General features: G+C 69.0%; 25 protein-coding genes. 17 read left to right on the plus strand and 8 right to left on the minus strand.

The features are described from left to right. Positions 1 to 411 precede the first annotated feature (411 nt). Complete coding sequence (locus tag ABDW31_RS24065) at positions 412 to 744, plus strand: DUF3768 domain-containing protein (RefSeq protein ID WP_343699737.1); 333 nt, start codon at positions 412 to 414, stop codon at positions 742 to 744. Positions 745 to 930: 186 nt separating this feature from the next. On the opposite strand, the gene ABDW31_RS24070 is transcribed toward ABDW31_RS24065, so the two are convergent. Beyond that, positions 931 to 2,037 (minus strand): DUF2971 domain-containing protein, encoded by a 1,107-nt coding sequence (locus ABDW31_RS24070; RefSeq protein ID WP_343699738.1) that lies wholly within the window; start codon positions 2,035 to 2,037, stop codon positions 931 to 933. A 226-nt stretch (positions 2,038 to 2,263) separates the two neighbouring features. Between ABDW31_RS24070 and ABDW31_RS24075 the strand changes: the two genes are divergently transcribed. The 4 genes from ABDW31_RS24075 to ABDW31_RS24090 all read left to right on the plus strand — a co-directional run bounded on the left by ABDW31_RS24075 (position 2,264) and on the right by ABDW31_RS24090 (position 6,636). Further along, positions 2,264 to 3,253, plus strand: a complete 990-nt coding sequence (locus tag ABDW31_RS24075) for a DUF2971 domain-containing protein (RefSeq protein ID WP_343699739.1) — start codon at positions 2,264 to 2,266, stop codon at positions 3,251 to 3,253. Between the two features lie 243 nt (positions 3,254 to 3,496). Next, positions 3,497 to 3,811, plus strand: a complete 315-nt coding sequence (locus ABDW31_RS24080; protein ID WP_343699740.1) for a hypothetical protein — start codon at positions 3,497 to 3,499, stop codon at positions 3,809 to 3,811. A 261-nt stretch (positions 3,812 to 4,072) separates the two neighbouring features. Beyond that, positions 4,073 to 6,163 carry a ParB/RepB/Spo0J family partition protein gene (locus ABDW31_RS24085; protein ID WP_343699741.1) on the plus strand — a complete coding sequence of 697 codons (2,091 nt, stop codon included), beginning with the start codon at positions 4,073 to 4,075 and terminating at the stop codon, positions 6,161 to 6,163. A gap of 179 nt (positions 6,164 to 6,342) precedes the next feature. Beyond that, positions 6,343 to 6,636 carry a hypothetical protein gene (locus ABDW31_RS24090; RefSeq protein ID WP_343699742.1) on the plus strand — a complete coding sequence of 98 codons (294 nt, stop codon included), beginning with the start codon at positions 6,343 to 6,345 and terminating at the stop codon, positions 6,634 to 6,636. Here the strand turns inward: ABDW31_RS24090 and ABDW31_RS24095 are convergent. Beyond that, the gene (locus tag ABDW31_RS24095) at positions 6,633 to 7,049 is read right to left on the minus strand and encodes a thermonuclease family protein (RefSeq protein ID WP_343699743.1); all 417 of its coding nucleotides are present in this window, start codon (positions 7,047 to 7,049) and stop codon (positions 6,633 to 6,635) included. The two genes, ABDW31_RS24090 and ABDW31_RS24095, sit on opposite strands and share 4 nt — an antisense overlap. 716 nt (positions 7,050 to 7,765) lie before the next feature. Between ABDW31_RS24095 and ABDW31_RS24100 the strand changes: the two genes are divergently transcribed. Together ABDW31_RS24100 and ABDW31_RS24105 are read left to right on the plus strand one after the other, a co-directional pair. Then, the gene (locus ABDW31_RS24100; RefSeq protein ID WP_343699744.1) at positions 7,766 to 8,083 is read left to right on the plus strand and encodes a DUF736 domain-containing protein; all 318 of its coding nucleotides are present in this window, start codon (positions 7,766 to 7,768) and stop codon (positions 8,081 to 8,083) included. A 371-nt stretch (positions 8,084 to 8,454) separates the two neighbouring features. After that, a complete protein-coding gene (locus tag ABDW31_RS24105) occupies positions 8,455 to 8,796 on the plus strand; it encodes a DUF736 domain-containing protein (RefSeq protein ID WP_343699745.1) in 342 nt (113 codons plus the stop codon). 11 nt (positions 8,797 to 8,807) lie between these two features. On the opposite strand, the gene ABDW31_RS24110 is transcribed toward ABDW31_RS24105, so the two are convergent. Both ABDW31_RS24110 and ABDW31_RS24115 read right to left on the minus strand, forming a co-directional pair. Then, a complete protein-coding gene (locus ABDW31_RS24110) occupies positions 8,808 to 9,302 on the minus strand; it encodes a helix-turn-helix transcriptional regulator (RefSeq protein WP_343699746.1) in 495 nt (164 codons plus the stop codon). A gap of 56 nt (positions 9,303 to 9,358) precedes the next feature. Continuing rightward, positions 9,359 to 9,610: a hypothetical protein gene (locus tag ABDW31_RS24115; RefSeq protein WP_343699747.1), complete on the minus strand. Its 252-nt coding sequence runs from the start codon at positions 9,608 to 9,610 to the stop codon at positions 9,359 to 9,361. Between ABDW31_RS24115 and ABDW31_RS24120 the strand changes: the two genes are divergently transcribed. The 4 genes from ABDW31_RS24120 (at position 9,609) to ABDW31_RS24135 (ending at position 13,462) form a co-directional block, all read left to right on the plus strand. Then, complete coding sequence (locus ABDW31_RS24120) at positions 9,609 to 10,211, plus strand: GntR family transcriptional regulator (protein ID WP_343699748.1); 603 nt, start codon at positions 9,609 to 9,611, stop codon at positions 10,209 to 10,211. The two genes, ABDW31_RS24115 and ABDW31_RS24120, sit on opposite strands and share 2 nt — an antisense overlap. A gap of 71 nt (positions 10,212 to 10,282) precedes the next feature. Then, complete coding sequence (locus tag ABDW31_RS24125) at positions 10,283 to 10,411, plus strand: hypothetical protein (protein WP_343699749.1); 129 nt, start codon at positions 10,283 to 10,285, stop codon at positions 10,409 to 10,411. 538 nt (positions 10,412 to 10,949) lie between these two features. Beyond that, positions 10,950 to 11,600 carry a lasso peptide biosynthesis B2 protein gene (locus ABDW31_RS24130; RefSeq protein ID WP_343699750.1) on the plus strand — a complete coding sequence of 217 codons (651 nt, stop codon included), beginning with the start codon at positions 10,950 to 10,952 and terminating at the stop codon, positions 11,598 to 11,600. 2 nt (positions 11,601 to 11,602) lie between these two features. Continuing rightward, entirely contained in the window at positions 11,603 to 13,462 is a 1,860-nt protein-coding gene (locus tag ABDW31_RS24135) for a lasso peptide isopeptide bond-forming cyclase (RefSeq protein ID WP_343699751.1), read from the plus strand. On the opposite strand, the gene ABDW31_RS24140 is transcribed toward ABDW31_RS24135, so the two are convergent. The 4 genes from ABDW31_RS24140 to ABDW31_RS24155 all read right to left on the minus strand — a co-directional run bounded on the left by ABDW31_RS24140 (position 13,348) and on the right by ABDW31_RS24155 (position 20,525). After that, a complete protein-coding gene (locus tag ABDW31_RS24140; protein ID WP_343699752.1) occupies positions 13,348 to 15,798 on the minus strand; it encodes a prolyl oligopeptidase family serine peptidase in 2,451 nt (816 codons plus the stop codon). The two genes, ABDW31_RS24135 and ABDW31_RS24140, sit on opposite strands and share 115 nt — an antisense overlap. Positions 15,799 to 15,836: 38 nt before the next feature. Beyond that, the gene (locus ABDW31_RS24145) at positions 15,837 to 18,776 is read right to left on the minus strand and encodes a TonB-dependent receptor (RefSeq protein WP_343699753.1); all 2,940 of its coding nucleotides are present in this window, start codon (positions 18,774 to 18,776) and stop codon (positions 15,837 to 15,839) included. 229 nt (positions 18,777 to 19,005) lie between these two features. After that, entirely contained in the window at positions 19,006 to 20,004 is a 999-nt protein-coding gene (locus ABDW31_RS24150; protein WP_343699754.1) for a FecR domain-containing protein, read from the minus strand. A 14-nt stretch (positions 20,005 to 20,018) separates the two neighbouring features. Beyond that, positions 20,019 to 20,525, minus strand: a complete 507-nt coding sequence (locus tag ABDW31_RS24155) for a sigma-70 family RNA polymerase sigma factor (protein WP_343699755.1) — start codon at positions 20,523 to 20,525, stop codon at positions 20,019 to 20,021. A gap of 153 nt (positions 20,526 to 20,678) precedes the next feature. On the opposite strand from ABDW31_RS24155, the gene ABDW31_RS24160 reads away from it, so the two are divergent. From ABDW31_RS24160 to ABDW31_RS24185, 6 genes are all read left to right on the plus strand, one after another. Next, complete coding sequence (locus ABDW31_RS24160) at positions 20,679 to 21,023, plus strand: helix-turn-helix transcriptional regulator (protein ID WP_343699756.1); 345 nt, start codon at positions 20,679 to 20,681, stop codon at positions 21,021 to 21,023. Between the two features lie 156 nt (positions 21,024 to 21,179). After that, positions 21,180 to 21,929 (plus strand): DUF2285 domain-containing protein, encoded by a 750-nt coding sequence (locus ABDW31_RS24165; RefSeq protein ID WP_343699757.1) that lies wholly within the window; start codon positions 21,180 to 21,182, stop codon positions 21,927 to 21,929. Positions 21,930 to 22,049: 120 nt separating this feature from the next. Continuing rightward, positions 22,050 to 22,346, plus strand: a complete 297-nt coding sequence (locus tag ABDW31_RS24170; RefSeq protein ID WP_343699758.1) for a helix-turn-helix domain-containing protein — start codon at positions 22,050 to 22,052, stop codon at positions 22,344 to 22,346. Then, a complete protein-coding gene (locus ABDW31_RS24175) occupies positions 22,343 to 22,801 on the plus strand; it encodes a DUF2840 domain-containing protein (RefSeq protein ID WP_343699759.1) in 459 nt (152 codons plus the stop codon). Before ABDW31_RS24170 ends, ABDW31_RS24175 begins: the two co-directional genes overlap by 4 nt. Continuing rightward, entirely contained in the window at positions 22,798 to 23,310 is a 513-nt protein-coding gene (locus ABDW31_RS24180) for a S26 family signal peptidase (RefSeq protein WP_343699760.1), read from the plus strand. The genes ABDW31_RS24175 and ABDW31_RS24180 overlap by 4 nt, the downstream gene beginning before the upstream one ends. Before the next feature lies 1 nt (position 23,311). Next, a complete protein-coding gene (locus ABDW31_RS24185; RefSeq protein ID WP_343699761.1) occupies positions 23,312 to 24,148 on the plus strand; it encodes a lytic transglycosylase domain-containing protein in 837 nt (278 codons plus the stop codon). Positions 24,149 to 24,343 lie beyond the last annotated feature (195 nt).

Here is a 24,343-nt window from a genome sequence, read left to right on the forward strand (position 1 = left end):
CTTTCGCGTCAGGCTTCCACCCGATGCGGAGAGCGACCGGCGGTCACGCTCGGTCCCGAGCCTTTCGGCTCTCCTACGGGCGCGCCGCCTTCGGGCAGGCTTTGGCCTGCCGCCGGCCGCTCGACGCGGACGTTCCGACACGCGCTTTGCGCGGTCTCCTTGCCGGCTTCATTGATCATGAGCGCTCGCACGCGAGCGCGCATCTGGTTTCTGGTCGCTCCGCGACCGGGGCTTAGGGCTCCGCCCTCGGCGCGCTTCGGATCGGCTTCCGCCCAGCTTCGTCCGGCCCTTGGCCGTCCTGCAGCCGGGTCCCCGCGAAGCCGCCCCTCCGCTTGCACACCCGGTCTCGCCGACGGGCGCCGGGGTCAGGCGCGCTTTTGCGCCTGACCCCGAACTCCCAAGGAGATCATCATGACCGAGGAAGACCATGCCGCCGCGATCGCGGCGCTGAACGACGCCTGCCGCGCCGAGCCTGGCGCGGGCTGGATGCTGACGGTGGGTGTGCGCACCTTGCCTGAGGCCAAGCTGGCGGAGGCCCTGGCCGCCGTGACCGACTTTTCCGATTTCTCCGAGGACAACAACCCGCACGGCGAACGCGACTTCGGCGCGTTCGAGGTCGGCGGTGCGCGGCTGTTCTGGAAGATCGACTATTACGACCTGGATCTCTGCATGGCCTCGCCCGATCCGGCCGACCCGGCCGTCACCAAGCGGGTGCTGACCCTGATGCTGGCCGAGGAATACTAGAGCCTCGGCGCCCGCCGCGCGCTCGCGTGCGGCGGGCTTTGCGCGGGCGCGGCGGAAAAGACGGCGCGGGCGTGGACCTGGACCTGGGCGGCCGATCCTTTGGGGATCGGCCGCTTTCGTTCAACAGGGGCCATGGATTGGCTGGCTCGCCGGGCGGGACCTCGATGCTGGGGACGCGCCCTGGCGCTATCGCCGGAAGGGGGTCGTAGACAGGCGCACCGGCACGTCGTCGTAGCCATTATGAAGCAGGACCTCTCGCAGGCCGCGCGCGATGGTCTCGGCCTGAGGGCTGGGGCCGACCACGACGTCGCATATGGGCAGGTGACTGGGCTTGTTGTCGGTGATGTCGGCCGTCGTCAGATAGGGGACGATCAGTTCGCCGGACGGGCGGAAGCTCGGCGACGGCGGGGTCTTGCCGAGCAGAGCGTAGAGCCCTGACGAGGCCGCATGGACCAACCGCACCTCGCGCTCGTCCTCGAAGCCTTGGTTCTTGAAGAAGGCGGCCACGCCGAGCATGTGGTCGACGCCGTCGCCATAGACCGTATCGACGCGGTCGGGAATGTAGCCCGCGTCATATTCCCAGGCGCTAGCCGTCAGGTGCGCGAGCAGTTCCAGCTGCCGCTTCTGCTTGGCGGTGTCGTAGATCACCTCGCCCCATCGCGCCGTGCGGAAGTCTCCAAAGCCGGGATATTCGACAGGGTCAAAGCCGATGGCGATGGGACCATAGCCGCGCCACTGACTGAGACTGTCGCCCTGCCGGGAGAACGAGGCGACGCACACACGATGATCGTCGTGTCGGCATTGGGCCCAGCGCTCGAGGAGCGCCGCGGCCTTCGGGCGCTTGGCGGCTGTCTGGGCGAAGACCTCCCTGGCCAGGGACAGGCCATGCTCCACCTCCGAGACGTCGTTGAGATAGGCATAGTCCGAGAGCCAGACGGCGCGACCGCTGATGATGCCCAGGAAGCCCGCCGGGGAGGTGTAGTGATAGACGGTGTCTGGACGCTCGCCGGTCAGGTCCAGGCGGCGGCTGTCACGCTGCAGAAGACTCGTGAGCCTCAGCAGCATGCCCTCTTTATCCTCCATCCAGACGTAGGAGGGCTCGTCCGCGCCAATATCAAGCGCCACGCGCCGGTAGATCTGGTCCGGGAGGCCAGGCGGGGCGCACGCGATGCTGTCTTCAGCCACGCCCTTGGGACAGCCTGGGAAGGGACAGGCCATCAGCGGTCCGTACTCGTGGTGCGTCGCGCAGACCTGACCGTGCATCAGGCTGTATCCGACTGTTGCCGATTCCATGTCGTCCTCCCCAGCGCGACGGCCGCGCGTTTTTCGGTTTGTCGCTTGGGTTGAGTAAGTGAAGGGTGAAGCTTTGAGGCCTGTGTAGCCATGCCTGATTGCCCGGAGCGTCAGCGCGCAGCGCGAGGGACCATCTCTGCGAAGGCTGGACCGTGTTCGTCCGCACAAGCTAGGCTTGAAAGAGGCTTCGACGCCGCCAAGCCGTCGAGCTCGCGGGGAGGAAGCCATGCTCGACAACGGCGCGCGGCCTGAACGGGTCTACAAATATCGGCCGTTCAATAACCTGACGATCGACCAGATGGTCAGCGACCACCTGTTTTTCGCCACGCCGAGCACCTTCAACGATCCGTTGAATTCCAGGCCCAAGCTCCAGACCGACATCAGCGCCCACGAGCTGGAACCTCTCCTGCACGCCCTCGTCCGCGAACGGGTCGACAAGCAGATGTCGGCGGCGGCCAAGGCCATCAAATACAAGGGCCCCCGCACCCTGGACCACATCGCCAGCCGCAGCCGCCGGGAAGCCGATCGGGTGGTCGCCGAGGTCAAGTACCAGTCCGAAAACCCCGACCTCGAAGGCGATGATCCTCTTCAGTATCTCCTGGGCTGCGAGATCGAACGCGAACTGCTGGCCAGGTACGACAAGGGTGTCGTCTCCCTGGCCGAGCGCGCCGACTGTCCGCTGATGTGGAGCCACTACGGCGACCAGCATCGGGGCCTGTGTATCGGCTACTCCACGCCCGACGACACCGTCGATCAGCTTCGCCGCGTCGAATACGGCGGCGCCCGGCTGATCGCCGCCAGCCTGGTGGCGGCCATGGTGCTCGACGGCGACGCCGCCGCCGCGCGCGCCGTCGATGACGCGGTGCTTTTGCGTAAGGCCAAGGCGTGGGACTACGAGCAGGAATGGCGGCTTCTGGGGCCTCGGGGGCTGCAAGGCTCGGACCTGGAGCTGGAGGAGGTGGTCTTCGGGCTCCGCTGCGACACGGCGGTGATCTATTCGGTCGTCAAGGCGCTGTCTGACCGCCACCGTCCGGTGGCGTTCTTCGAGATCAACGAGCGGTTCGACAGCTTCGACCTGGTCAAGAGCCCGCTGGACACCGGTGAGATGAGCGTCCGCTATCCCCAGCGCTCGCGCGATATTCTGGAAGCCTTCTCCGACCTGGACATCGAGGCATACACGGCCGATGGCGCGGTCGTGGTGGAAAGCGACGCCTAACCCCCCAAACCCGCTCGCCTGGCCGAGGTGGTCGGTGAACAAAGGGGGGCGGAGAAGCCGGCGCGAGGGACCATCTCTGCGACGGCCCGACCTGGCGGGCGCCGGATCAAAACCTTCGGGAGATCCTCAGGCCCAAAAAGAGCGGCATGGCCATCGCAACGGGGCCGCGCCGAACGCGTCGTGACCGTAATTGGAAGGTCCTTTCCGCAAGGACCGAACATGACGTTCCAAGCTCTCCTGACTTTGTATCTCGACACCGCGCGCCGTGGCGCCGACCAGATCGACCGCGACATCGATCCCCATGCCCGGCTGGTTCGTGTCGCCCAGGCGCTGGCCGAGATCCGCGCCAAGACGGCCGTGACGCCGGCCATTGACCAGGCGCTGATCAACGCCCAGCACGCGCTCGATGCGATCGCGCGCCGCCTCAACAGCTGGCGGCTGATCATCGATGGCCTGAGCGCCGAAAAAGCCCTTCTGCGGGTCAGGATCGACGAGCTGGCGGCAGCGTTGCGCAGCGCCGCGCCCGACCCGGTCACGGCCTTCCTCCACGGCTTCTAGCGCAACACCTATCCGCAGGCAGGACGGGCGCCCGCGGTCGCGGGCGCGTTGCGGCTTGGCCGTCGCCGAAGGGCGACGGCGCGGCTTGGGGCTCCGCCCCCGGCGCGCTGCGGACCGGCTTCCGCCCAGCTTCGGTCCCTTCGGGCCCTGCAGCCGGGTCCCCGCGAAGCCGGCCACTCCGCTTGCACCCCCGGTCTCGCCGACGGGCGCCGGGTTCGAGCGCGCCTTTGCGCTCGAACCCGTGTGCCCAAGGAGGCCATCATGTCTGCCAACACCCAGCCCGCCGCCAGCGCCCAATATGGCGAGGTGCGCGAAATCCCGCTCAGCCGCCTGAAGGCCTCGCGACGCAACGCGCGCCGCGTGGGCCATCCGCCCGAGGTGATCGAGGCCCGCGCGGCCTCGATCAAGGCCAAGGGCGTCCTCCAGCCCCTGGTCGTCGAGCCTGAACTGAAGGACGGCCGCGAAACCGGCTACTATCTGGTCACCGCCGGGGAGGGGCGGCGCCAAGCCCTTCGCCTGCTGGCCAAACGGCGCGTCCTGGCCAAGGGCGTTCCGGTCCGCTGCGTGATCGATACGGTCAACGATCCCGTCGAGGTCTCGCTTGACGAGAACACCAGCCGCGAACCGATGCACCCGGCCGATGCGTATGAAGCCTTCCGGGAACTCTCCGAGCGTCGCGGCTGGAGCGCCGAGGAAATCGCCGCGCGGTTCGGGCTCAAGCCCGACACCGTGCGCCAGCGGCTGCGCCTGGGGGCGGTCGCGCCCAGCCTCCTGGACCTCTACCGCGAGGGTGTGCTGACCCTGGATCAGGTGACGGCCTTCGCCGTCAATCCGGACGTGGCGCGGCAAAAGCAGGTGTTCGACCAACTGGCCGAACATCAGCGCGAGCCCCACGTCATCCGCCGCCTGATGGTCGAGGACAAGGTCGCCGCCCATGACCGGCGCGTGGTCTATGTCGGTCTGGCCGCCTACGAGGCGGCGGGCGGCCCGGTCCTGCGCGACCTCTTCACCCCGGCGGGCGGCGGCTGGGCCGAGGACGTGGCGCTGCTGGAACGGCTGGTCTTCGACAAGCTGGCGGCCGAGGCCGCCCAGGTGCAGGCCGATGAGGGCTGGAAGTGGGTCGAGTGCTACCTCGACCACCCCCACGGCCACGGCTGCTCGCGCATTCGCGAAAAGGTGCTCGCCCGTCCCGCCGACGAGGTGGCCATGCGCCAGGGCCTCTACGAGGAGCGCGACGAGCTGATCGAGCGCTACCCCGATCTGGCCGACCTGCCCGAGGAGGTCGAGGCGCGGCTCGACCTGATCGACCGGGAACTCGAAGCCCTGGCCGATGACTGGGGTTACGACCCGGCCGAGAAGGCGCGGGCCGGGACGTTCCTCGTCCTTAACCACGACGGCGAGGCCCGGATCGAGCGCGGCTTCCTCCGCCCCGAAGACCTGCTGCCCGAGCCCGAACCCGACGAGGAGGAGGACGAGGCGGGCGAGACCTCGTCCGTCTCCGTCGCCGACGGTCCCGCGCCCCAGGACGAGGCGGCGGCCTTGGACGAGACCGCCGAGGAGCCGATGGGGGATGCGACCGCGCCCCTGCCGGTCCGCATCCTGGCTGACCTGACCGCCCATCGCAGCGCGGCCCTGCGCTGTGTCCTGGCCGAAAGCCCGGACATGGCCCTGACCGCTCTGGTCCACGTCCTGGCTCTGCGGACCTTCTCGCGCGGCGGCGCGGTTCCCTCGTGCCTGGACGTGCGGATGGGCTCCCATGATCTGGCCAACGACGGCGACGGGATCGAGGACAGTCGCGCGGGTCTGGCCAATGCCGAGCGCCATGCGCGCTGGGCTCGGCAGATGCCCGACAACCCCGTCGCGTTCTGGGACTTCATCGTGGGCCTGGACGCCGACAGTCGCCTGTCGTTGCTGGCCCACTGCTTGAGCCGCACCCTCGACGCCGTGCGCGGCTGGGAGAACCGCCCCGGCGTCTGGCTGCACGGCGACCAGCTGGCCACGGCGCTGGACCTGGACATGCGCGACTGGTGGTCCCCCACCGCCGCGCGCTACCTGGACAGCGTCACCAAGGCCCACGTCCTGGCGGCGGTGGCCGAGGCGGCCAAGCCCGAGGACGCCGAGCGGATGGCCAAGCTCAAGAAAGGTCAGATGGTGGAACTGGCCGAGCCTGTCCTGACGGCCGCGCGCTGGTTGCCGCCGGTGCTGCGTACGGCCAAGCCTCCGGCCGTCGAGACCCCTGCGGCGGACGAAGGCGAGGGGCAGGCGCGGGGGCTCGCCGAGGTCGAGGGTGACGCCGCGCCCGAGCCGTCCCCCGAGGCCCAGGCGCAAGCCCCGGCCGAGGTCGTGGCCTGAGCGTGCGGGGCGGCCTTGGGGCCGCCCCGCATCATCGCGTCCATGGGGCGTCCACGGGCGGCCGATCCTTTGGGATCGGCCGCCTTTCGGTGTTCGCGCGTCGCTGGCGCACGGGGATCGCGATAGATGTCGGCTTTCAAGGGGCGCGGTCGCGCAAGGAATCGTCTATCGCCGCCGCCATGACCCAAGCCGAGATCAACAGCCTTCTGGACGCCATGCAGGCCCAGTTCGACCAGACCGGCGACGAGGCCGATCGTCCGGGCGTCATCACCTTCCAGACTGACGCGTGGATCGGCAAGAACCTGCCGACCTGTTGCACGGCGATCTGGCGCGGCATCCGCTATCGCGGCGTTCGCATCCTGGTCAGCAAGGATCGGGAGACCCGGGTCTGGACACGGGGCGAGGCGGCGGCGGGCGGCCAGGATGGCGGCCCCTACGAGGACCTCAAGAGCATCGCCGACGCGGCCGTCTAGCGCGTCGCGCGCGCCTGGCCCGACGCCCAGACGCCGCGCCGAGCTTGCCGGGCTTCGGCCTCGGCGCTGGCATAGGCGCCCTTGCTGTAGCGGCGGTACTCGGTCGTCAGGCCCGAGCGGATCAAGGCGGCGTTGACGTCGGGCGTCGCGTCCGACCAGCACCGGGCGACAAGGCGGCCATAGCGGTCGTGATCGACGATGCGGCAGCCCACCCGGCCGCGCGTCAGGCTCACCAGAAGATCGCGGGCTTCGTAGGCGAACGGCTCGGCCGGGGTCTTTCCCCGCTTAACCTCGGGCGCATCGACCCCGTAGAGGCGGATGCGATCGGCGCCGCAGCGAAGCGTGTCGCCGTCGTGAACCTGGGGCGCTGTGCAGGCGATGATGGCGGCGGCGAGCAGGGCGGGGGCGGGCATGGCCTTCCTATAGTCGAGCCCTGGCCTTTGGCCAGCGCCGCGCCCGCCCCGCCGCAAGGCGGGGGCGGGCCGGCCGTGGCCGTGCGTCCTCGCGGGGACCGTTGCGGCGCGATCTGGCCAGGCCCTGAGCCACATCGACCTCGACCAGGGCGACGTTGACGGCGGCGGCGAAGGACGGATCGTCTGGCTTGATCGACGGGCGCCGTTTCGTCCCGGCGGGTCTTCTTTCAGGCCACGCTCGGCTCTGGCTTACCGGCATGGCGATGCGTGTCGCGGGCCCCTTGTCATTGCGCCTGTCGAGCGGGCGGATTGGCCAGCCTTGAAGGTGGTGGTCACGGCGGCGACGGCGCCGGCGAGCGCGCCGTCAGCGTGGGCGGCGAAGGCGTCGAGGCTAGCCAGGCGGTCTCTCCAGGAGGTCTGAGCCAGGCGCGTCGAGCACGTCCTCTTCTGGCCTGATCTGGACCAGGACCGGTCCGTCGCCGCAACCTCGGCGGCCGATTTTCTTCCCCTGGGGCTCGGCAGCTTTCAGCCGGCCCCATTCCTCGCGAGACAAGAAACTCTTCGCCTTTGGTCCTTCGCCAAGGCTTCGGGAGCGCGCCCCCAAGGTCTGCCTTCGGGAGCAGGGCGCGCTCTGCGGGCCGCACGTCGGCCCTGGTCCTCCGGATCGCCATCGAGGCCGCGATCGGCGCGGCCCGGTTCAGACCGGAGAGACCACCATGGCTACCATCGGCACCTTCACCGCCCACGCTGACGGCTCGTTCACCGGCGCCATCAACACCCTGACCATCAACCTCAAGTCCGTCCAATTCCGCCCGGTCGACAAGACCAACGACAAGAGCCCGGACTTCCGCCTCTATGCCGGCAAGGCCGAGCTGGGCGCGGCCTGGAAGAAGACCAGCCGGGACGAAAAGGACTACCTGTCGGTCAAGCTGGACGACCCGTCCTTCGCCGCCGCCATCAACGTCGCCCTGGTCGACATCGACGGCGTCCAGACCCTGGTCTGGTCGCGCAGCAACGGTCCCCGCGAGGACTGACGGCCACGGCCAGCCCGCCCCGCCTTGCGGCGGGGCGGGCGCGGCGCTGTCCTTGGGCTGGAAAAAGACAGGGCGGGCCAGGGGGCGGACCGCCGTTTCTACGCTATCGCCTGTCTTTCTACGACGGCGGCCCTGGGCGCCTTGAGGGGCGCAAGGACCTGGAACACAAAGGTTTTCGCGGGACCCGCGAGGACGCTTCCACCGCCCGCCAAAGCGTCCGCTTCGCTCCCCGCGCGCCGCCGATCACGTCTCCCCCGCGGCGATCGGCAAGGCGGCGGCTCGATCCTAAACCCCGGCGTTTCCCCCGCCGCGATCGGGCCGCCGCCGACCGCCAGACGGCTCGGCGGGCCTCAAGCGAAAGGTTCCAAGACATGACCACCATCGGCCATCTGCGTCGCGACGGCGCCGCGTTCGTCGGACGCCTGGAGACGCTGACCCTGGGCAAGGACTTGCGTCTGGTCCCGGCTGCCAAGTTCTCGGCCAGGGCGCCGGACTTCGACATCGAGGCCGGATCGGCCCAGGCCGGCGCGGCCTGGCGCGTGACCGACACCAGCGGCGCGGTCCTCAGTCTCAAGCTGGACGATCCCAGCTGGCCCGAGCCGATCAATGTGCGGGCCATGGCCAGCGAGGATGGCGAGCTGCCCCTGGTCTGGATCCGGCGGACCGACCCGCCGGCCGCCCCCGCCCAGGCCCAGCCGCCAGCGCCGAGCTAGCCGCTCTGCGTCTACTCGTCTTCTAACTCCTCGGGGTCTTCGTAGAGTTCGTCCAGGGATGTCTCCAACCACGCTTCCATTGAAGCGGCCCGTCGGTCCAGGAACTGCTGCAGGTGCTCGCCGGTCTTGCGCATGCCCAGCAGGACCTGGGTCGACGGTATAAGGCGGATGCGATCGCCCAGGGTCCGCCATAGCTCCACGAAGCTCAGCCATCCGGTCATCAGGAACTTGCTGCGCATGACGACGATGGCGATCTTGGGATTGCCGTACATGACCGCCAGGACGATGCCGATGGCGTCGCTGCGAGTGGCCTTGGCGAAGCGCCGGATCTTCCACAGATCAAAGTCGCCCTTGCCCTTTTCGAAGTCTTGGTAAGTCCGCAGGCCCACGCCCATCTTCAGGGCGATCTCGATCGAGGTCATCCGTCGCTCTTGCTTGATCGCCTTCAAGGTGCGGGCAAGAAGACGGGCTTGCCGGGCGAGCGGCGCCATAGGCGAGCCAAGCATGCGACGCTCCGTACTGGATCAACTTCTAGATGATTGTCGGCTAGCGGACCTTAGCGCTAGCCCGCCTGTGCGGGCGCACGCGTAAAAAACCGTCTGTGCACGTCGTGATTGTTGCGGATTTTGACCGCGTGGTCGCATGGGTGGGCCGCTTGCCGCAAAACCGGCAACGATCTGCAATCTGGCAGGCAGGAAATCGACCAGGCCCGGTCGAGACGCTGCCGGTCCGACTCAGTCGCCCGCGAAATATCAGGTTCGGCGGCGGTGGTCGGCGCACCAAGCTCGACGGCCTGGCGGGCGAGGCTCAGCATGGCTGGCTCTGCCCAGGAGCCCGACTTGGTACGCGACCGCGACCCCTTCGATCGAACCCTCGAAACCCTGCGCCTTCGCCTGGCGCAGGCCGGTCCGATGCAGGGCGCGCCCTTGCCCATAGCCGGTTTGGCCGACGAGCTTGGGGTGAGCCCAACCCCGGTCCGGGAGGTGCTGGCGCGCCTGGCCGGCGAAGACCTTATCGTTCGCACGCCCCACGGCTATGCGGCCCTGCTGCACGATCCGGCTCGCGTGGCGGAGCTCTACGAGCTGGCCGGGGTCCTCGTCTGCGCCGTCGTCCAGTCGAGGGGTATGGACCCGGCCGCCTTCGATCTGAATGCGCCGCTGGCCGCCGCCCAGACCGCGCCCAATCGCGCCCTGGCCCGCGCCTGCGCCCGGGTCGCGGCGCAGCTTGCGCCCTTGGCGCGCGCCGAGGCCCAGCTCTTCGCCGCCCCGCCCGGCGCTGGTCGTCCACTCACGGCAGGCGCGAGCCAGCGATCGGCCTTAGTCCGGGCGGTGCGCCGCCACTTCGCTCGTCGCGCCATCCAGAGCGGCCGGATCCTGGCGGTGGCGTTGGGCCTGATCAAATCTCCCCGAATATAGGTTTGAATATAGCAATCGCAGGTCGTGTGATTGAGTGGCTGCAATCAGCAGCATCTCGAAGGAGCACGACCATGACCAAGAAGAACACCGTCCAGCGCCAGCGGCTGGTCCGCGTGGGCGAAGCTGCCCGCCTGACCCAGGGCTCGTTCGTCGGCCCGCCCGAGGCCCTCAACCCGACGGGTCGCGAGATCCAGGGCTGATCCCACCGACGACGGCGCGCGAAGGGGTCAAAGCCTTCGTTGCGCCGGCGTTTTTCGCCAATCCCGCACACGTGCGGCCTAGTCCTGGAAGGACTGTCCGATGACCAAGACGCTTCGCCTGATCCGCCTGGGGGACGCCCATCGCCTCATCCAAGGCACCCTGTCCCCGGGCCTGCCGGAAGACGTCCTGCCCGGCCACTACATGCCCGGCTGACCCTTCGGGGGCGGAGCGCGGCCGATTTCAAATATAGGTTTGAATATACGTCCGCGCGCCCGCCTCCTTGTCCGTGCCGCATCTCAAGCGGCGGGACTGGAAGGGAGCTACCGGTGAAATCTCCATTTCGACTGATCCGATTGGGCCAGGCCCATCACCTCACACGCGGCGCGCTGGTGGGCTTGCTGCTGGAGGACACCAGCGTCGCCCGGTACGACCCGGCCTGATCCGAAGGCGGAGACCGGAGGCTGGATAGGACGCGCGGGCGGCCCTCCGGGGGGCGGGGTCGCCGCGCACTCGCAAGACGAGCTTCGGGAGCAGACCATGGGACTGTGGCTGAGCGCGGGCGTCCACGCGGTCATCATCGACCAGGACGCCGTCTTTCTGGACGTCGACAGCAACGCCTACTTCTGCCTGCCGGGGATCGGTGAGGTGCTCGGCCTGGAGGGACGGGTCCTCCACGCGTCCTCGGACGCCTTGGCCGAGGACCTGGTCTCGGCGGGACTGGCCGCGTCGACGCCTGACCTGGCGCCGACCCTGGCGACCCAGCCGCCGTTGCGCACAGCGCGCGCTGTCCTGGAGGACCTCGCGCCGGCCAAGCGACGCAAGCCTCGAATGGCCCATTGGCGCCGGGCGATCGCAGCGGGCCTGGCCAGCCGGCTTGCCGAGCAGCGGTCTTTCGCGACGCGGCTGCCCGCAGCTCCGCGGCAGCGCGCGCCTGCCGCCAGCCCTGGCCTTCTGGCTGATCTGGACGCGTTCCGGCGACTGCAGCCTTGGTTGCCGTTCGACGGGGCCTGCCTCTTCCGAAGCCAGCTCCTGCGCCATTATCTGGTGGGCCTTGGGCATCAGGTCGACTGGATCTTCGCGGTCCGCACCTGGCCCTTCGCCGCGCACTGCTGGCTTCAGGCCGGCGACTTGGCCCTGGACGACGAAGCCGAGCGCCTCGTCGCTTATCACCCGATCATGGTCCGCTAGCCATGGACTACGTCATCCTCACCCATCCGCCCGGCGTCGCCTCGACGGCCTTCGACGAGATGGTCCAAGCCCTGGCTCAGACTGGCGGGTGGGTCCTCGTCCACCGGTCGTTCCGCTTGGCGGTTCTGACCGAAGGCCAGATCGCCCCGCCGGTGCAGCCGTTGAAGAGCCACGCGGGCGTCGTCGGCGTCCTGGTCGGCCGGGTGTTTGATCGCGCCGCGACACAGGCCGGCGAGGTGGCCATGGCCAACCTCGATGGCCTGGGCGAGATCGACCCCTTGGCGGCGTGCGAGCGTCTGATCAGCGGCGCCTGGGGCGGCTATGTCGGAGTGTGGATCGGCCATCCCCGCGAGGGGCCGACACTGCTGCGCGATCCGTCGGGTGACCTCGAAGCGCTGTTTTGGCAGCGCGAGGACGTCAGCATCGTGGCTTCACGTCCGATCACCGGGCGCGCCGGTCCCGTTGGCCTGGCGATCGACTGGTCCCGGGTCGGGCAGATCATCGCCGACCCGATCAGCGCCGCGCTCGGCGCTCCGCCGCTTAAGGGCCTCTCGGCGCTCGACCCGGGCGTGGTTCGGCATGGCCCAGAGGCGGCCGAGCGCAGCCTTCTTTGGAGCCCCGCCAGGGTGGTGCGCGCGGCAGGCGGCCGAAGCTGGCCAAGTCGCGAAAGCCTGCGCCAGACCGTGGACGCCTGCGTCGCAGCCTTGGCGTCGGGTGGTGAGCGCATCGTCTGCGAGGTCTCCGGCGGTCTGGACTCGGCCATCGTCGCCACGAGCCTGGCCGCTCGCGGTCTTGGCCCTCATGGCCTGGTCAACTTCTATGGCGACCAACCCGAGGCCGACGAGCGCCGCTACGCCCAGGCGATCGCCGAGCGCATCGGCATGCCGCTTCGCACGGTGCGGCGCGAGGTGTTCGCCTATGATGCGGCGATCCTGGAGGCCAGCGGGCGGGCGGCGCGGCCCAATTTCAACGCCTTGGATCCTGGCTATGACGCCGGCTTGATCGACGCGCTGACGGCTGCGGACGCCAGGGTCCTCCTCACCGGGCATGGCGGGGACACAGTCTTCTACCAGGTCGCCGCCAGCGCCCTGGCCGCCGACCTGCTGCGCGGCGCCCCCTGCGAGGGCTCGCGCCTGAAGCGGCTAGAGGAAGTGGCGCGCCGGACGCGGCGGTCGGTCTGGAGCTTGTCGCTGGAAGCGCTGACCGGCCGGCCCTCTACCGTGTCGATCGAGGGCCAGCTCCTGCGCAAGGAGGCCGAGCAGCTGCGGCGGGTCGGGGTGACCCACCCGTGGGTCGGCGACCTGACCAGGGTGTCGATGGCCAAGCAGCGTCAGATCAGGGCCCTGGCCTCCAATCTCAACGCAACGGGGGCGGCCGGTCGCGGGCGCCGAGCGCGGATCGTCCACCCCTTGCTGGCCCAGCCGGTCGTGGAGGCGTGCCTTGCGATCCCCGCGCCCGTGCTCAGCGCCGGTGAGCGCGAACGCAGCTATGCGCGGGAGGCCTTCTCCGATCGCCTGCCGCGCCTGATCCTGGAGCGGCGCTCCAAGGGCGAGATCAGCGTCTTCCTCAACCGAAGTCTGGCGGCCAGCGGTCCGTTCTTGCGCGAGTTTCTACTGGACGGACGACTGGCGGCGCAGGGCTTGATCGACGGCCTCGAGCTTGAGGCCGCGCTCGAACCCGAGGCCATCGTCTGGAAAGACGCCTCCCGCGAGATCCTGACCGCCGCGGCCCTGGAGGCTTGGGTGCGTCATTGGGAGGAACGGATCGCAGGGGAGGCCGCTTTGGACGGCGCGGCGGTCTGCAATCCCGTCGGCGACGCTACTGGGCCCAGAGCCTCGGCCAGGAAGGCGAACGCCCGCTGATGCAGGTCGCGCAGGTTGGCCGGATTGGCCACCACGTGCCCCTCGCCGCGGTAGTAGAGCAGCTCCACGTCCTTGCCTTGGCGCGAGAGGCCCTGGAACACGGCGGTGACCTGGGCGGGGTCGTAGTCCATGTCGCCATAGATCAGCAGAACGGGCGCGGTGATCTTGTCGAGGTGGAAGAGGGGGCTGTTGCGGACATAGCGGTCCCACGCCGCCCAGGGCGGGGCGCCCATGCGGCCCTGGCCGCCCTCGGCCCAGCCCTGCATGCCCGTCAGCGTCATATAGACTTCGGGGACGGTGAGGCTGGCCGGGCGCAGGTTGCCGTGGATCGTGACCAAGTCGGCTGGCGGGGCCGAGGAGATCACCGCCCCGAAGCGCGGTGACTGGACCGCGACCATCAGCGCGGTCCAGCCGCCGAAGCTGTGGCCCCAGACGGCCAGGCGGTCGGGCGAGAACTCCGGGTGCTGGACGTGCGCGGCGTCGACCGCTGCGAGCATCGCCTCGGCAAGGCCCGTCGATGGCTCGTCCTCAAGGCCGATCGGCAAGCTCGGAACCAGCACCGCATAGCCCTTGGCGACCATCAGCTGGACGTTTGTCAGCGGCGAGACCGTGCCGGGCTCGAACCAGGCCGGCGGGCGATCATGGCGATCGCCGGCATAGGGCACGACGATCAGCGGGCGCGCGTCGCCTGGCCTGTGACCAGCCGGGAGGTAGAGCCAGCTGGTCAGGGCCTCGCCATGAGGACCCTTGTGCTGGACGGGGACCGGCTGGGCGAAGTCGACCCCGCCCAGGTTGGCGTTGATGGTCAGCAGGGGCCGTGGCGTGGCCTTGGGTCGGTAGAGCGTCAGCGTTCTGACCCCGTGCGCGTCCTTGACGATGGCGGCCGCGTCGCCGTGGACCGAGGTCGCCGCGAGCCTGGCCTCGGCGGGGACCGAGGCGGCCGGCTGGGTCCGCCCGGTCGGGGTCATCATCCGCGGGGCGCCGCCGACGGCCCCGATGATCCGGTCGCCCACCTGGCCGGGGAGCGCGCGGGGACTTTGCCAGGCGAGGCCGGCGGGGGCGACAAGGCGGGCGCGGCCGTCTTGGCCCAGGCGCACCAGGCCCGATCCCGTGCTGACCAGAAGGCCGCTGTCGTCGATCGCCAGGGCGCGGCCCTGTGGTGGCGCGAAGGACCGGGTCAGATTGACCGGCCCCGCCGCGGTCAGCCGCCACCAATCGGGACGGTCGGCGTCGGCGGCCTTGGCCAGCACGGCTGGGTCCGATCCCAGCCACGCGGCCTGGCCGGTCAGGTTGGCGATGCCGCCGCCCGCCACCGTGTTGACACGCAACTCAGGCGCCAAGGGCGACCAGGCACCCTGGACGCCAAATCGCCAGTAGCCGTAAGGCGCGTCGAACGCGGGCAGGTCCCGCGCGGCCGCCACCAGCGCCTGGCTGTCGGACGACCAGGCCCAGGTGCCCGGCGCCAGGTCGCAAGCCGGGCAGGGCCGGCTGACCGCGCCGCTGTCGAGATCGACCAGGGCCAGACGGCGCCGACGATGGGGACTGGAGAACCGGACGACGCCGATGGCGCTGTCGGGCTGAATGAGCTCGCCGTCCTGGCTGGTGGCCGCCGTCTTGCCGTTCGGCGAGATCAGTAGCTCGACGAACGGGCCGGTGGCCAGGACCCGCGAGCGGCCGGTCTGGATGTCGAACACCGCTAGCCCGTAGTCGGGGGGCGATGGGTTCAGATATGCAAAGCGCCCCGCGCCCAGCGCCACGCCCGAATAGGCGCCGCGGCCATTGGCCGCCCAGGCCGCGGTCGTGCGTGCCTGGGTCTGCCAGCCGGCACCGAGCAGGATGGACGCCGCCTCGGGCGCGCGGGTGATCGCCACGACCTCGTGGTCGTTGCGCCAGCGCGCCTGCGCCGTCCAGACTTCTGGATCCACCGTCAGGCCCGACCAGACGACCGCCCCGGTCGCCAGGATCGCCACCCCCATTTCGCGCCGGTGATCCTTGAGGCGGAACACCAGCAGGCGCTTGCCGTCCGGGGAGACGGCGCCGAACGTGTCGCCCGCCTTGGGATCCTCGACCAGCAGAGCGCGGGGCTCGGAGGCGGACGCAAGATCGGTGACGAAGATCCGGCTGGTGGTCGCGTGGTCGAGGAACTCATGGTCGAAGTTGGGGGCGTCCTCGTAGCGACCGAAGCGCTCGGCGATGAGCCAGCGGCCGTCGGGCGAGAAGGTCGTTCGACCGAAATCCTGCAGAGCAAGCTGGTCGTCGATGGTGAACGGGCGGCCCGCCTGCGCCTGCGTGCTGATGAGCACGCAGGCGAGCGCCACCCCTGCGAAAGTTCGCATGGCTTAGACCTTGGATGGGATGGAGAGGATGGAGGGGGCTACCAGGCCTTGGTCAGCTGCAGGGCCACCACCCGACCAGTGACCTCGTAGTTGGCGGCGTCGAAGCCGACGCCTTGCGACGAGTCATAGAACGGCGGGTCCTTGTCGAAGAGGTTCTGCACGGTAAGCGCCAGGTTCAGGCCGTGGAGCACGCCGTCCTTGGCCGGCGAGGCGTATTGCAGCTGTAGGTCCGCGGTGGTCTGGCTGGCGAGCCGAACCCCGGCGGCGGTGTGGAGGTCGCCGGTGTGATTGAGCGCCAGCGTGCTGGTGAAGGGACCGTGGATCCAGCTTGCCGAGACCCGCGCCCGCAGGTCGGCGGGGTTTTCGGCCATGCCGGCCAGCTCGGTCTTCTGCGCCGCTGACGTGATCCGCCGCGAGTAGGACATCAGCCAGGAGAGGTTGCCGTTCAACACCACCGGATCATTGAACGCCGTCAGGCGGTAGCTGCCCGTCAGGTCCAGCCCTCGGACCGCGAAGGTTCCGGTGTTGACGTATCGGGCGTCGGCGATCGCGCCATAAGCCTGCGGCTGATAGAGCGAGGCCGCGGCCGAGGTCGCCAGCTGCAGATAGGACTGCACCAGCGCCAGATCGGCGGCGTTGCTGGCCGGGCTGATGAACTGGCGGAACGGCGCCAGGTCGCTGGCCGTCAGGACGGTCGACAGGTTGTTGATCGCCGGCTGACCGATCCGGTTGCGGAACTTGGTGTCGAACAGCGTCGCGGCGATCCGGATTTCCGGATGCGCGGCCGGCGCGTATTCGAGCCCCGTCGACCAGGACGTCGCCGTTTCCGGCTTGAGGTCGGGATTGCCGCCGTAGAGCAGCAGGGTCAGGACATTGGCGCCGTTGACGGTCAGGTTCACCGGCGTGGCCTTCTGGGCGTCGGTCAGCTCGCCGAGCGACGGCGCGCGGAACGAGCGGCCGAAGGTGCTCTTCAGCGTCCAGTCGGGGATCGGCGACCACACCGCGCCGACCTTCGGCACGGTGCTCTCCAGGCCGCCTTCATAGCGTTCGGTTCGCACGGCGGCCGACAGCTCCAAGCGTTCGAACCCCGGGCGCCGATAGTCGTCGCCAAACAGCGGAACGCGCAGTTCGCCATAAACCGAGCCCACCGTCCGCTCGCCGTGGCGCGGCGTGGTGGCGTAGGGCATCAGGCCCGACGACCAGGCCGAACCGGTGTTCTTCAGGCCTTCGGTGCGCACCTGCGCGCCCACAGCCAGCCGGACGGCGCCGGCGGGCAGGCGCCACAGCGGCCCGTCAGCGGCTAGGCTCGCCGTGTCGAGCCGGCCCACTGTCTGGGTCTGCTGATAGCCTTGGGTGATGAAGGCCAGGACCGTGGCGTTGTTGCTGCCGGCGCCGATGTAGGGGTTGAAGTAGCCATCCCGCGCGGCGCTGTAGGCGGTGGCCGGATTGTCGGCCGTGTTGCCCAGCGCCTCGTTGAGGAAGGTCGAGTTGAGCATGCCCGACGCGCGGAAGGACCCCAGTTCCTCGGCGTGCAGCACATAGGCGTCCAGCCGCCACTCGGCGGGCAGATCGATCTTGGCGCCGAGGGTGAAGCTGCGTGATTGCACCTCGCCCGCCGTCTTGGTGCCGCCGGTCTCATTGGCCAGCGAATAGGCGATGTAGTTGCTCGTCGCGCCGTTGGGGGAGACGAAATAGGGGTTATTCGTCGAGACGGTCATGATCGTCATCGGCGCATAGCCCAGGGTGGAGAAGCGCCGATCGCTGTAGCGCGCTTCGGCGTTGAGCGTGATGTGGGCGCCGACCTCCTGCGAGGCGGCGAAATAGACGCTTCCCCGCTCCTGGGTTGGCAGGATGTCGGTTCCCTGGCGGTAGTTGGAGAGGTTCTGGCCGGCCGTGAAGGCGCTGGGCGTCAGCTGCGTGCCGTCCTGACCCGCCGGGATCGCATAGCTCGGGGTCAGGGCGTAGGTCACCGGATCGAGCGTCAGGACCGTGCCGGGCTGGCTGTAGTAGAGCCGATGGTCCGTGCCGCCGAGGGGCCGCAGGTCGGTGCTGGCGGTGTAGTCGCGCCGTGCGCTGGCCAGGCTGTTGCGGCGCTGGAATTCCGCCGAGAACAGCACCGAGCCGCTGGCCCAGCTTTTGCCGAACGTCTGGGCAAACTGGTACTGGCCAAGATCGCCGTGCGTCGATCCGCCAAACCGCAGGCGTGTCTCGGCGCCGTCATACCGATCGCGCATGACGAGGTTGACCACGCCCCCGACGGCGTCCGAGCCGTAGAGGGCCGATGCGCCATCGGTCAGCACCTCGATCCGCGCGATCGCCGAGAGCGGGATCATCGAGATGTCGGCGAAATCGCCCATCAGTCCCGCGCCGGCCAGGCGACGGCCGTTGACCAGCACCAGGGTCGCGTCCGGGCCAAGGCCGCGCAGGTTCACCGCCGTGGAGAAGGCGCTGTTGGTGTTGGTCGGGTCCGAGCCGACCATCGTCACGTCGTCGGCGGTGGTGCCGCCGAACGCCTGCGGCAGACTCGTCAGCGCGTCGGCGACCGTCGCGTAGCCGTTCCGATCGATGTCGTCGCGCCCCAGCACGATCACGGGCGAGGGGCCGTCCTTCACCCCACGAATGTGGCTGCCGACCACGACCTCTTCGAGCTCGGTGACGTTCCCATCGACCATGGCGGTCGTCGCGACCGCGCGCGGATCGACCGTCTGGGGCAGCAGCTTGGACCTCGGCGTTGGGCGTTGGTCAGCCACCGGCAGGCGCGAAGGACGGAGCACCAGCACGCCCGGGCGGGCCCGCTGCACCTCTATGCCGCTGCCGGCCAGCAGCAGGTCGAGCGCCTCGCGTGGCGTCATCTGGCCGTGGACGGCCGGCGCGCGGCGTCCGGCGACCAGCTGGTTCTGGAAGAAGATCGTGACGTGGCCCTGTACGCCCAGATCGACCAGCGATTTGTCCAGGGGACCGCCGGGCAAGGAGATCATCGCGCGCTGTTCTTCGACCGGCTGGGGCGCAGCCTGGACCAGACATGGAGCACTGAACGCGAGAACGACTAGCGAGGCGCCGACAAGAAAACGCTTGGAGAACCGACCCATACAAACCCCCGGTGACGCCGGGCGCGATCCTTATGATGCGCTCATGACCGGCGGCCTTTCGGGCGGAGACACGCGAGGGGCGGCCCGTTGGTAGCGAGCCTGCGAAATAATTATGTCATCAAGCGCCGGAGCGAGGCCGTAGTTCCATGCCGCCGTCGGGTTTGGGGTGGCTCTGCAGATCGAAGCTCATCGTGACCGCGGCCACGAACGCCTCATCGCCGCCGGGCGCGAACGTGCCGCTGATCCGAGCATCGCTCGGCACGCCGGGCCCCAATGTGATCTTGGCCTGCTCGTAGCGGTTCATTTCGGCGACGGCCTGGGACAGGGCCACGTTGTGGAAGGTAATGACACCGCTCGTCCAGCCGGTCAGGGTCGCCACATCGACCGCCACGGGGCGGGCCGTGGACGCGCCCGGCTCCAGGGCAAGGGCCTGGCCTGGCGTCAGCGTCCAGGTGGCGCGCTGGGCGTCCTGCTGGCTGACCTTCACGCGCCCCTGGGCGAGCGCGACGATCGCCTCGGGCCCATCGTGTCGCACGTCAAAGCGCGTGCCGATCGCTCGCACTTCCATGGGGCCGGCGCTGACCAGGAACGGTCGGCCAGCGTCGTGGGCGACGTCGAAGAAGGCCTGACCCTTGACCAGGGTCATGCGCCGCTCGCCGCCCGTGAAGCGCACCTTCAGCTCGGTGTCGGTGTTGAGCAGGACTGTGGAGCCGTCGTCGAGGTGCGCAGTGAGCCGGCCGCCGACCTCGGTCTGATAGGTCTTTGGCTGCACGACCAGCCACGCGACCAACGCCGTGGCGAGCGCGCCCGCGACCGCCATGCCGCTCCACAGCTGAGGCGAGGACGGCCAGTTGACGGCTTTCTTCGCCGGAGGCGCCGGCCTTGGCCGAGACAGGATCTCGCGCGTGGCCGCGCGGAAATCCGGATCGTCGCGAAGGTCGATCGCCTGCTGGCTGATGTCCTCTATATGGCGATAGGCGGCGCGGTTGCCTGGGCGCTGAAGCCATTTTTGGAAGCGCTCCAGGTCCTCGTTCTCGACCTCGGTGTCGCTCAGGCGCGTGAACCATGCCACCGCCTCGTCTTCCTGGCGGCGGGTCATTCGTCGGTCGTCGATCATGTCCAGCGTCCGCTCTAGTCCCGCATCGCCTGCGAGGTTCGCTTCAACGCCATGCGCATCCGATGGTGAACGGTCGTTCGCGGAATGCACAGCTCGGTGGCGATCTCCTCGTAGGTCATGCCCTCGACGTGGTTGAGCATAAATACTTCGCGCAACTCGTCGGGCAGGGCCAGCACGATCTGTTTGAAGGTGACCGACTGCTCCTGGGACGGACTGACCGAGGAGATCTCCAGCGTGTACGCGCCGATGTCGTCAGCGACCTCGTGATAGCGATCGCGGCGCAGGTTCGACGCCAGGTTTTCCGCGATGCGGATGAGCATCGCCTTGGGGTGGCGAAGCGTCCCGGCCGCCTCGTAGCGCGCCGCGCGCAGATAGCTTTCATGCACGAGATCCTCGGCGGCGACCTCGCCATGCCGGCGGCGCATCAGCGCGCGGAACCACCGGTCATGACGCTTGAAAAGTTGTTCGAGCGAGTCGGCGAGCGAAGGGCTAGGCGGGGCAGGCGGTGAGGTGACGTCCACTGGGGCAGGTCCGAACAACGATCGGTCCACAGAATCCTACGTTCCACTTAACATGGGAAGGCTAAAAACACAGTTTCATAACATTTGGCGATATGTGTGGCATTGGTTCGTTGACCGAAAATTCCCGCGCAAAGTGCGGGGGCGTTTCGGACAATGGCCACTTTGGAAGAGCAGCTTGGGGCGATGGTGCGTTACCATCGGATTCGCGCTGGTCTTTCGCAGCAAGAGCTTGCCGACCGGATCGGCAAAACCTCGGTCACTGTTAGCCGGATCGAGACAGGAAAGTCCGCGACGAAGTTCGAAGGACTCTCTGGATTGGCTGCTGCGTTGGAAGTCGACGTCCGCGATCTCTTTGGCGTGGGTTCATTCGCCGCCAAGGAGGGGAGGTCAGATCCGCTTGTCGGGATTGTCGATCAGCTAGCAGGCCTGAGTGACGCCGAGTTGAGCTTGATCGCAGAGACCCTTGTCTCGATGTTGAAGTTCAAAGACACGAAATAGGCGCCGGTTTTAGCGCAGCTAATCGACACCATACGCGCAGCGAATTGACGCCGGTCCTGCGACTCGGCGCCGATCGCGGGGCGCGAGGTCTTATCCAACCATGATTTGCCATGGCTCAGCTGGGCTCGACGGTGGAGCCTCTGGCGCCATGGTCGCATGGCCGCGTCCGTCGCCTCGTCGGGATCAGGACAGCCGCCCCCACAGCGTTCCGGTGGGGGCGCCGTCCGCTCGACCTCGGCGCCGGGCCTGGCGTGGGAGTTCCTTCGGCGCAATCCGGGCTATCGCGCGGACTATGCCCATTGGCGGCGCGCGCCTGATGCTCCCATCGATCGCCGCTGGGGCCTGCGCTTCGCCGCCGACCCGCAGCTGGCGGCGGCCGAAGCCAAGGTCTTCTGGTTGCCGGAGGTGGCGCCGGGCGTCGTCCTGCGCCTCGAGCCAAGGGAGGACGAGGACGCGAGCGCGGCGCGTCGTTCATTGCCCAAGGGCCAGCTCATCCGCGCCGAAGACGGGCTTCATCTTCGTACCGACTGGGGCCTGCAGGTGCTGGTGCGGGGCGAGGAGCGTCCCGACGCGCCGCTCTTTGTGGCGCTGTCATTCGACGAGCATCTTCGGCTCCGCGTGCGTGCGATCGACGCTCTGGAGCGCCTTACAGCGGGACGGCCGCCGCCCAAGTCCCACCTGTCGGCGGCGCAACTGGCGCGCATCGGGCGCTGCCTGACGGCTCTGGACGGCGACCTGGCCGGGGACAGTTACCGCCAGATCGCGGGCCGGGTTTTCGGACTGGCGTCGCTGGCGCGTGAGCCCTGGAAGACCGCGACCGTCCGGGCGGCCACCATCCGTCTGGTGCAGGCCGGGCGAGGTCTGATGAACGGAGGCTACCTCAAGCTCCTACGCGGCGGTCTGTAGGGCAGGGGAGGGGTGCCGAAAACCAGCCCCCCGGTCTTCGTCATCCCTCGGCGTCGGACCCCTACGCCAGCCTATCCCAACGACGCCGGCCCTATCCGGACGTCGCCTGAGGACAGGCTGATGACGCAGACCGAAGGGGCGCCGCCGCTCCGCCATCTCAAGACCGCGGAGGCCGCGCGCTTCCTGGGCCTGTCGCACCGCACGATGGAGAAGCATCGGTGCTACGGGACTGGCCCGGTTTATCGAAAGATCGGCGGCCGCGTCGTCTACACCGTGGACGATCTTCTGGCCTGGGCGAAGCGTGGCGCGCGCACCTCGACCCATGACCCGAACGCCCAAATCGTGCCGCCGGCGCGCCGGCCCGTGGCGCCCGCGCCGTCCCCGCCCACGCGATCAGCCGACGAGGGCGCGTCGTGATCACCCAGGTCGAACTTCTCTGGCTCGAAGGCCAGATCGAGCGCTGGATTCGCTTTGGCCGTGCGGCGGGCGAGCACATCGTCGATCGCCGCGCTCGCCGCCTGGACTTTCGTCCTGGCGCGGTGTTCGCGCTGGTTCGCTGGCGTTCGGGCGAGTACGGCACCGTGGAATCCCGCATCGCCGTTTTGCGCGCTGTCGCGCCTGGCGAGGCGTTCACCACCCATCCGTTTGTCGCCCCCGGCGCGGAGATCCTGCTCAACATCAGCGGCTGGGCCAAGGTCCAGTCGGTCCTGTCGGCGATCGACGCCGTCGAAGGGCAGGGACTTCGGCCGGAGGATGTCGCGCCCGATTACTGGCGGCATGTCGGCGCCCGCATTGGCGTTGGTCTGCCGCCGCGCGGCTATGATCGGGCTCGCCATCGCGCTTGGCTTCTTCGTCGGAGGCTGGCCCGATGAGCCTCCAGGATCCTCGTCCGCTGATTATCGGCGGCCTGGCTTGCGCGGTCCTGGCGGTCGGCATGGCGCTGGTCCCGACCAAGCGTCTTGTGCTCAACACCACGGCCAGTGCGCCGGTCGGCTTCTACTGGCTGGCCGACGAGGCGCCGGCCGTCGGTGACTTGGCGCTGGTTCGGCCGCCACCGGACCTGGCGCGCTGGCTGGCGGTTCGCGGCTACCTTCCGATCAATGTGCCGCTGATCAAGCACGTCGCCGCGGTTGGAGGTCAGGCCGTCTGCGCGCGCGGCGATGTCGTGGCGATCGATGGTCGCGTCGTCGGCAAGATCCTCAAGCGCGATCTAATGGGGCGCTCCCTACGTCCAGCCGGAACGTGCCGGCAGCTGAGCGAAGGCGAGGTCTTTCTCCTCAATCCCGCCGCGCCCAGGAGCCTGGACGGTCGCTACTTCGGGCCTTTGCCGCGCGACTGCGTGGTTGGCCGCCTGCTGCCGCTGTGGACTTGGGAGCGCTGAGATGAGGGAAGCTTGCCTCCTTTCCCTGTTTGGTCGTCTGCAACGGCCTTTCCCCGTCCCGGCCAAGACCGCGTCGGCGGTCGCGCGCAGCGGCGGTCAAGGGCGGCCCTTGGGCCGGCGCGCTTTGCGCGCTTCCCTTGACGGCGGTGAGCACGGCCGCACGCTTGCCCACGCCGGGATGTCGGCAAGGACGCCGCGCGCCTCGCGCGCGACCGTGGTCTTTCTTCTGCTGATATTGGCGTCGACCCCGGCGTTTGCCGGCCCTGCCGCGGGGGAGCCGACGGCGCCGACGCCGGCCTCGATCGCCGCTTTGGTGCAAGAGGCGTCGGCGCGGTTTGGGCTCCCGGTCAGCTGGATCGAGGCGGTGATCTCCGCCGAAAGCGGCGGCGATCCTGGCGCGATCTCGCCCAAGGGCGCGATGGGCTTGATGCAGCTGATGCCGCCGACCTGGCGCGAGCTCAGCGCCGAGCTTGGTCTGGGCGGTGATGCCTTCGACCGTCGCAGCAACATCATCGCCGGCGCCGCATATCTTCGGCGGCTCTACGATCGCTTCGGGCGTGTTGGGTTCCTGGCCGCCTACAATGCTGGACCCGCGCGCTACCAGGCCATGCTCGACGGGGGGCGAAAGTTGCCCGCCGAAACGCTCGCCTATGTCGCCGCGGTCGAGGCGCGGATCGGGCGCAAGCCTGGCGCGGCGCCGGGCCAAGCCGCGCCAGGTCCGCACGATTGGCGGACCGCGGGGATCTTTGCGCCGGTCCTGGTCCGGCCCGAGCAAGGGGGAGACCAAGCCGTGATGACTACCGTGGTCGAGATGGCCGAAACGGAGGTTCGGCCATGATCGCGCTGGTGGAGAGGCGAGATTGGAATGCGCCGAAAGAGGGCGCGGAGGGCAAGCAAAACAGGGCAGTAAGCGTCCGGCCGCTGCACGTCGGTCAGGTGTTGACGTGATTTCCGCTCTTCCAGGCCCAAGGCAGCAGCTCGTCGAGGCGGTTGATGGGGTGGCCATCGACCATGCGCTCCAGCACATCGCGCA

This window comes from Caulobacter sp. (assembly GCF_039596335.1).
GTDB lineage: Bacteria > Pseudomonadota > Alphaproteobacteria > Caulobacterales > Caulobacteraceae > Caulobacter.

What these genes read in the sequence shown, in the direction of transcription:
- ABDW31_RS24065 (WP_343699737.1), top strand. Translation starts at nt 412, where the DNA reads ATGACCGAGGAAGACCATGCCGCCGCGATCGCGGCGCTGAACGACGCC.
- ABDW31_RS24070 (WP_343699738.1), bottom strand. Translation starts at nt 2,037, where the DNA reads ATGGAATCGGCAACAGTCGGATACAGCCTGATGCACGGTCAGGTCTGC.
- ABDW31_RS24075 (WP_343699739.1), top strand. Translation starts at nt 2,264, where the DNA reads ATGCTCGACAACGGCGCGCGGCCTGAACGGGTCTACAAATATCGGCCG.
- ABDW31_RS24085 (WP_343699741.1), top strand. Translation starts at nt 4,073, where the DNA reads ATGTCTGCCAACACCCAGCCCGCCGCCAGCGCCCAATATGGCGAGGTG.
- ABDW31_RS24090 (WP_343699742.1), top strand. Translation starts at nt 6,343, where the DNA reads ATGACCCAAGCCGAGATCAACAGCCTTCTGGACGCCATGCAGGCCCAG.
- ABDW31_RS24095 (WP_343699743.1), bottom strand. Translation starts at nt 7,049, where the DNA reads ATGCCCGCCCCCGCCCTGCTCGCCGCCGCCATCATCGCCTGCACAGCG.
- ABDW31_RS24100 (WP_343699744.1), top strand. Translation starts at nt 7,766, where the DNA reads ATGGCTACCATCGGCACCTTCACCGCCCACGCTGACGGCTCGTTCACC.
- ABDW31_RS24105 (WP_343699745.1), top strand. Translation starts at nt 8,455, where the DNA reads ATGACCACCATCGGCCATCTGCGTCGCGACGGCGCCGCGTTCGTCGGA.
- ABDW31_RS24110 (WP_343699746.1), bottom strand. Translation starts at nt 9,302, where the DNA reads ATGCTTGGCTCGCCTATGGCGCCGCTCGCCCGGCAAGCCCGTCTTCTT.
- ABDW31_RS24120 (WP_343699748.1), top strand. Translation starts at nt 9,609, where the DNA reads ATGGCTGGCTCTGCCCAGGAGCCCGACTTGGTACGCGACCGCGACCCC.
- ABDW31_RS24115 (WP_343699747.1), bottom strand. Translation starts at nt 9,610, where the DNA reads ATGCTGAGCCTCGCCCGCCAGGCCGTCGAGCTTGGTGCGCCGACCACC.
- ABDW31_RS24125 (WP_343699749.1), top strand. Translation starts at nt 10,283, where the DNA reads ATGACCAAGAAGAACACCGTCCAGCGCCAGCGGCTGGTCCGCGTGGGC.
- ABDW31_RS24130 (WP_343699750.1), top strand. Translation starts at nt 10,950, where the DNA reads ATGGGACTGTGGCTGAGCGCGGGCGTCCACGCGGTCATCATCGACCAG.
- ABDW31_RS24135 (WP_343699751.1), top strand. Translation starts at nt 11,603, where the DNA reads ATGGACTACGTCATCCTCACCCATCCGCCCGGCGTCGCCTCGACGGCC.
- ABDW31_RS24140 (WP_343699752.1), bottom strand. Translation starts at nt 15,798, where the DNA reads ATGCGAACTTTCGCAGGGGTGGCGCTCGCCTGCGTGCTCATCAGCACG.
- ABDW31_RS24145 (WP_343699753.1), bottom strand. Translation starts at nt 18,776, where the DNA reads ATGATCTCCTTGCCCGGCGGTCCCCTGGACAAATCGCTGGTCGATCTG.
- ABDW31_RS24150 (WP_343699754.1), bottom strand. Translation starts at nt 20,004, where the DNA reads ATGATCGACGACCGACGAATGACCCGCCGCCAGGAAGACGAGGCGGTG.
- ABDW31_RS24160 (WP_343699756.1), top strand. Translation starts at nt 20,679, where the DNA reads ATGGCCACTTTGGAAGAGCAGCTTGGGGCGATGGTGCGTTACCATCGG.
- ABDW31_RS24165 (WP_343699757.1), top strand. Translation starts at nt 21,180, where the DNA reads ATGGCCGCGTCCGTCGCCTCGTCGGGATCAGGACAGCCGCCCCCACAG.
- ABDW31_RS24170 (WP_343699758.1), top strand. Translation starts at nt 22,050, where the DNA reads ATGACGCAGACCGAAGGGGCGCCGCCGCTCCGCCATCTCAAGACCGCG.
- ABDW31_RS24180 (WP_343699760.1), top strand. Translation starts at nt 22,798, where the DNA reads ATGAGCCTCCAGGATCCTCGTCCGCTGATTATCGGCGGCCTGGCTTGC.
- ABDW31_RS24185 (WP_343699761.1), top strand. Translation starts at nt 23,312, where the DNA reads ATGAGGGAAGCTTGCCTCCTTTCCCTGTTTGGTCGTCTGCAACGGCCT.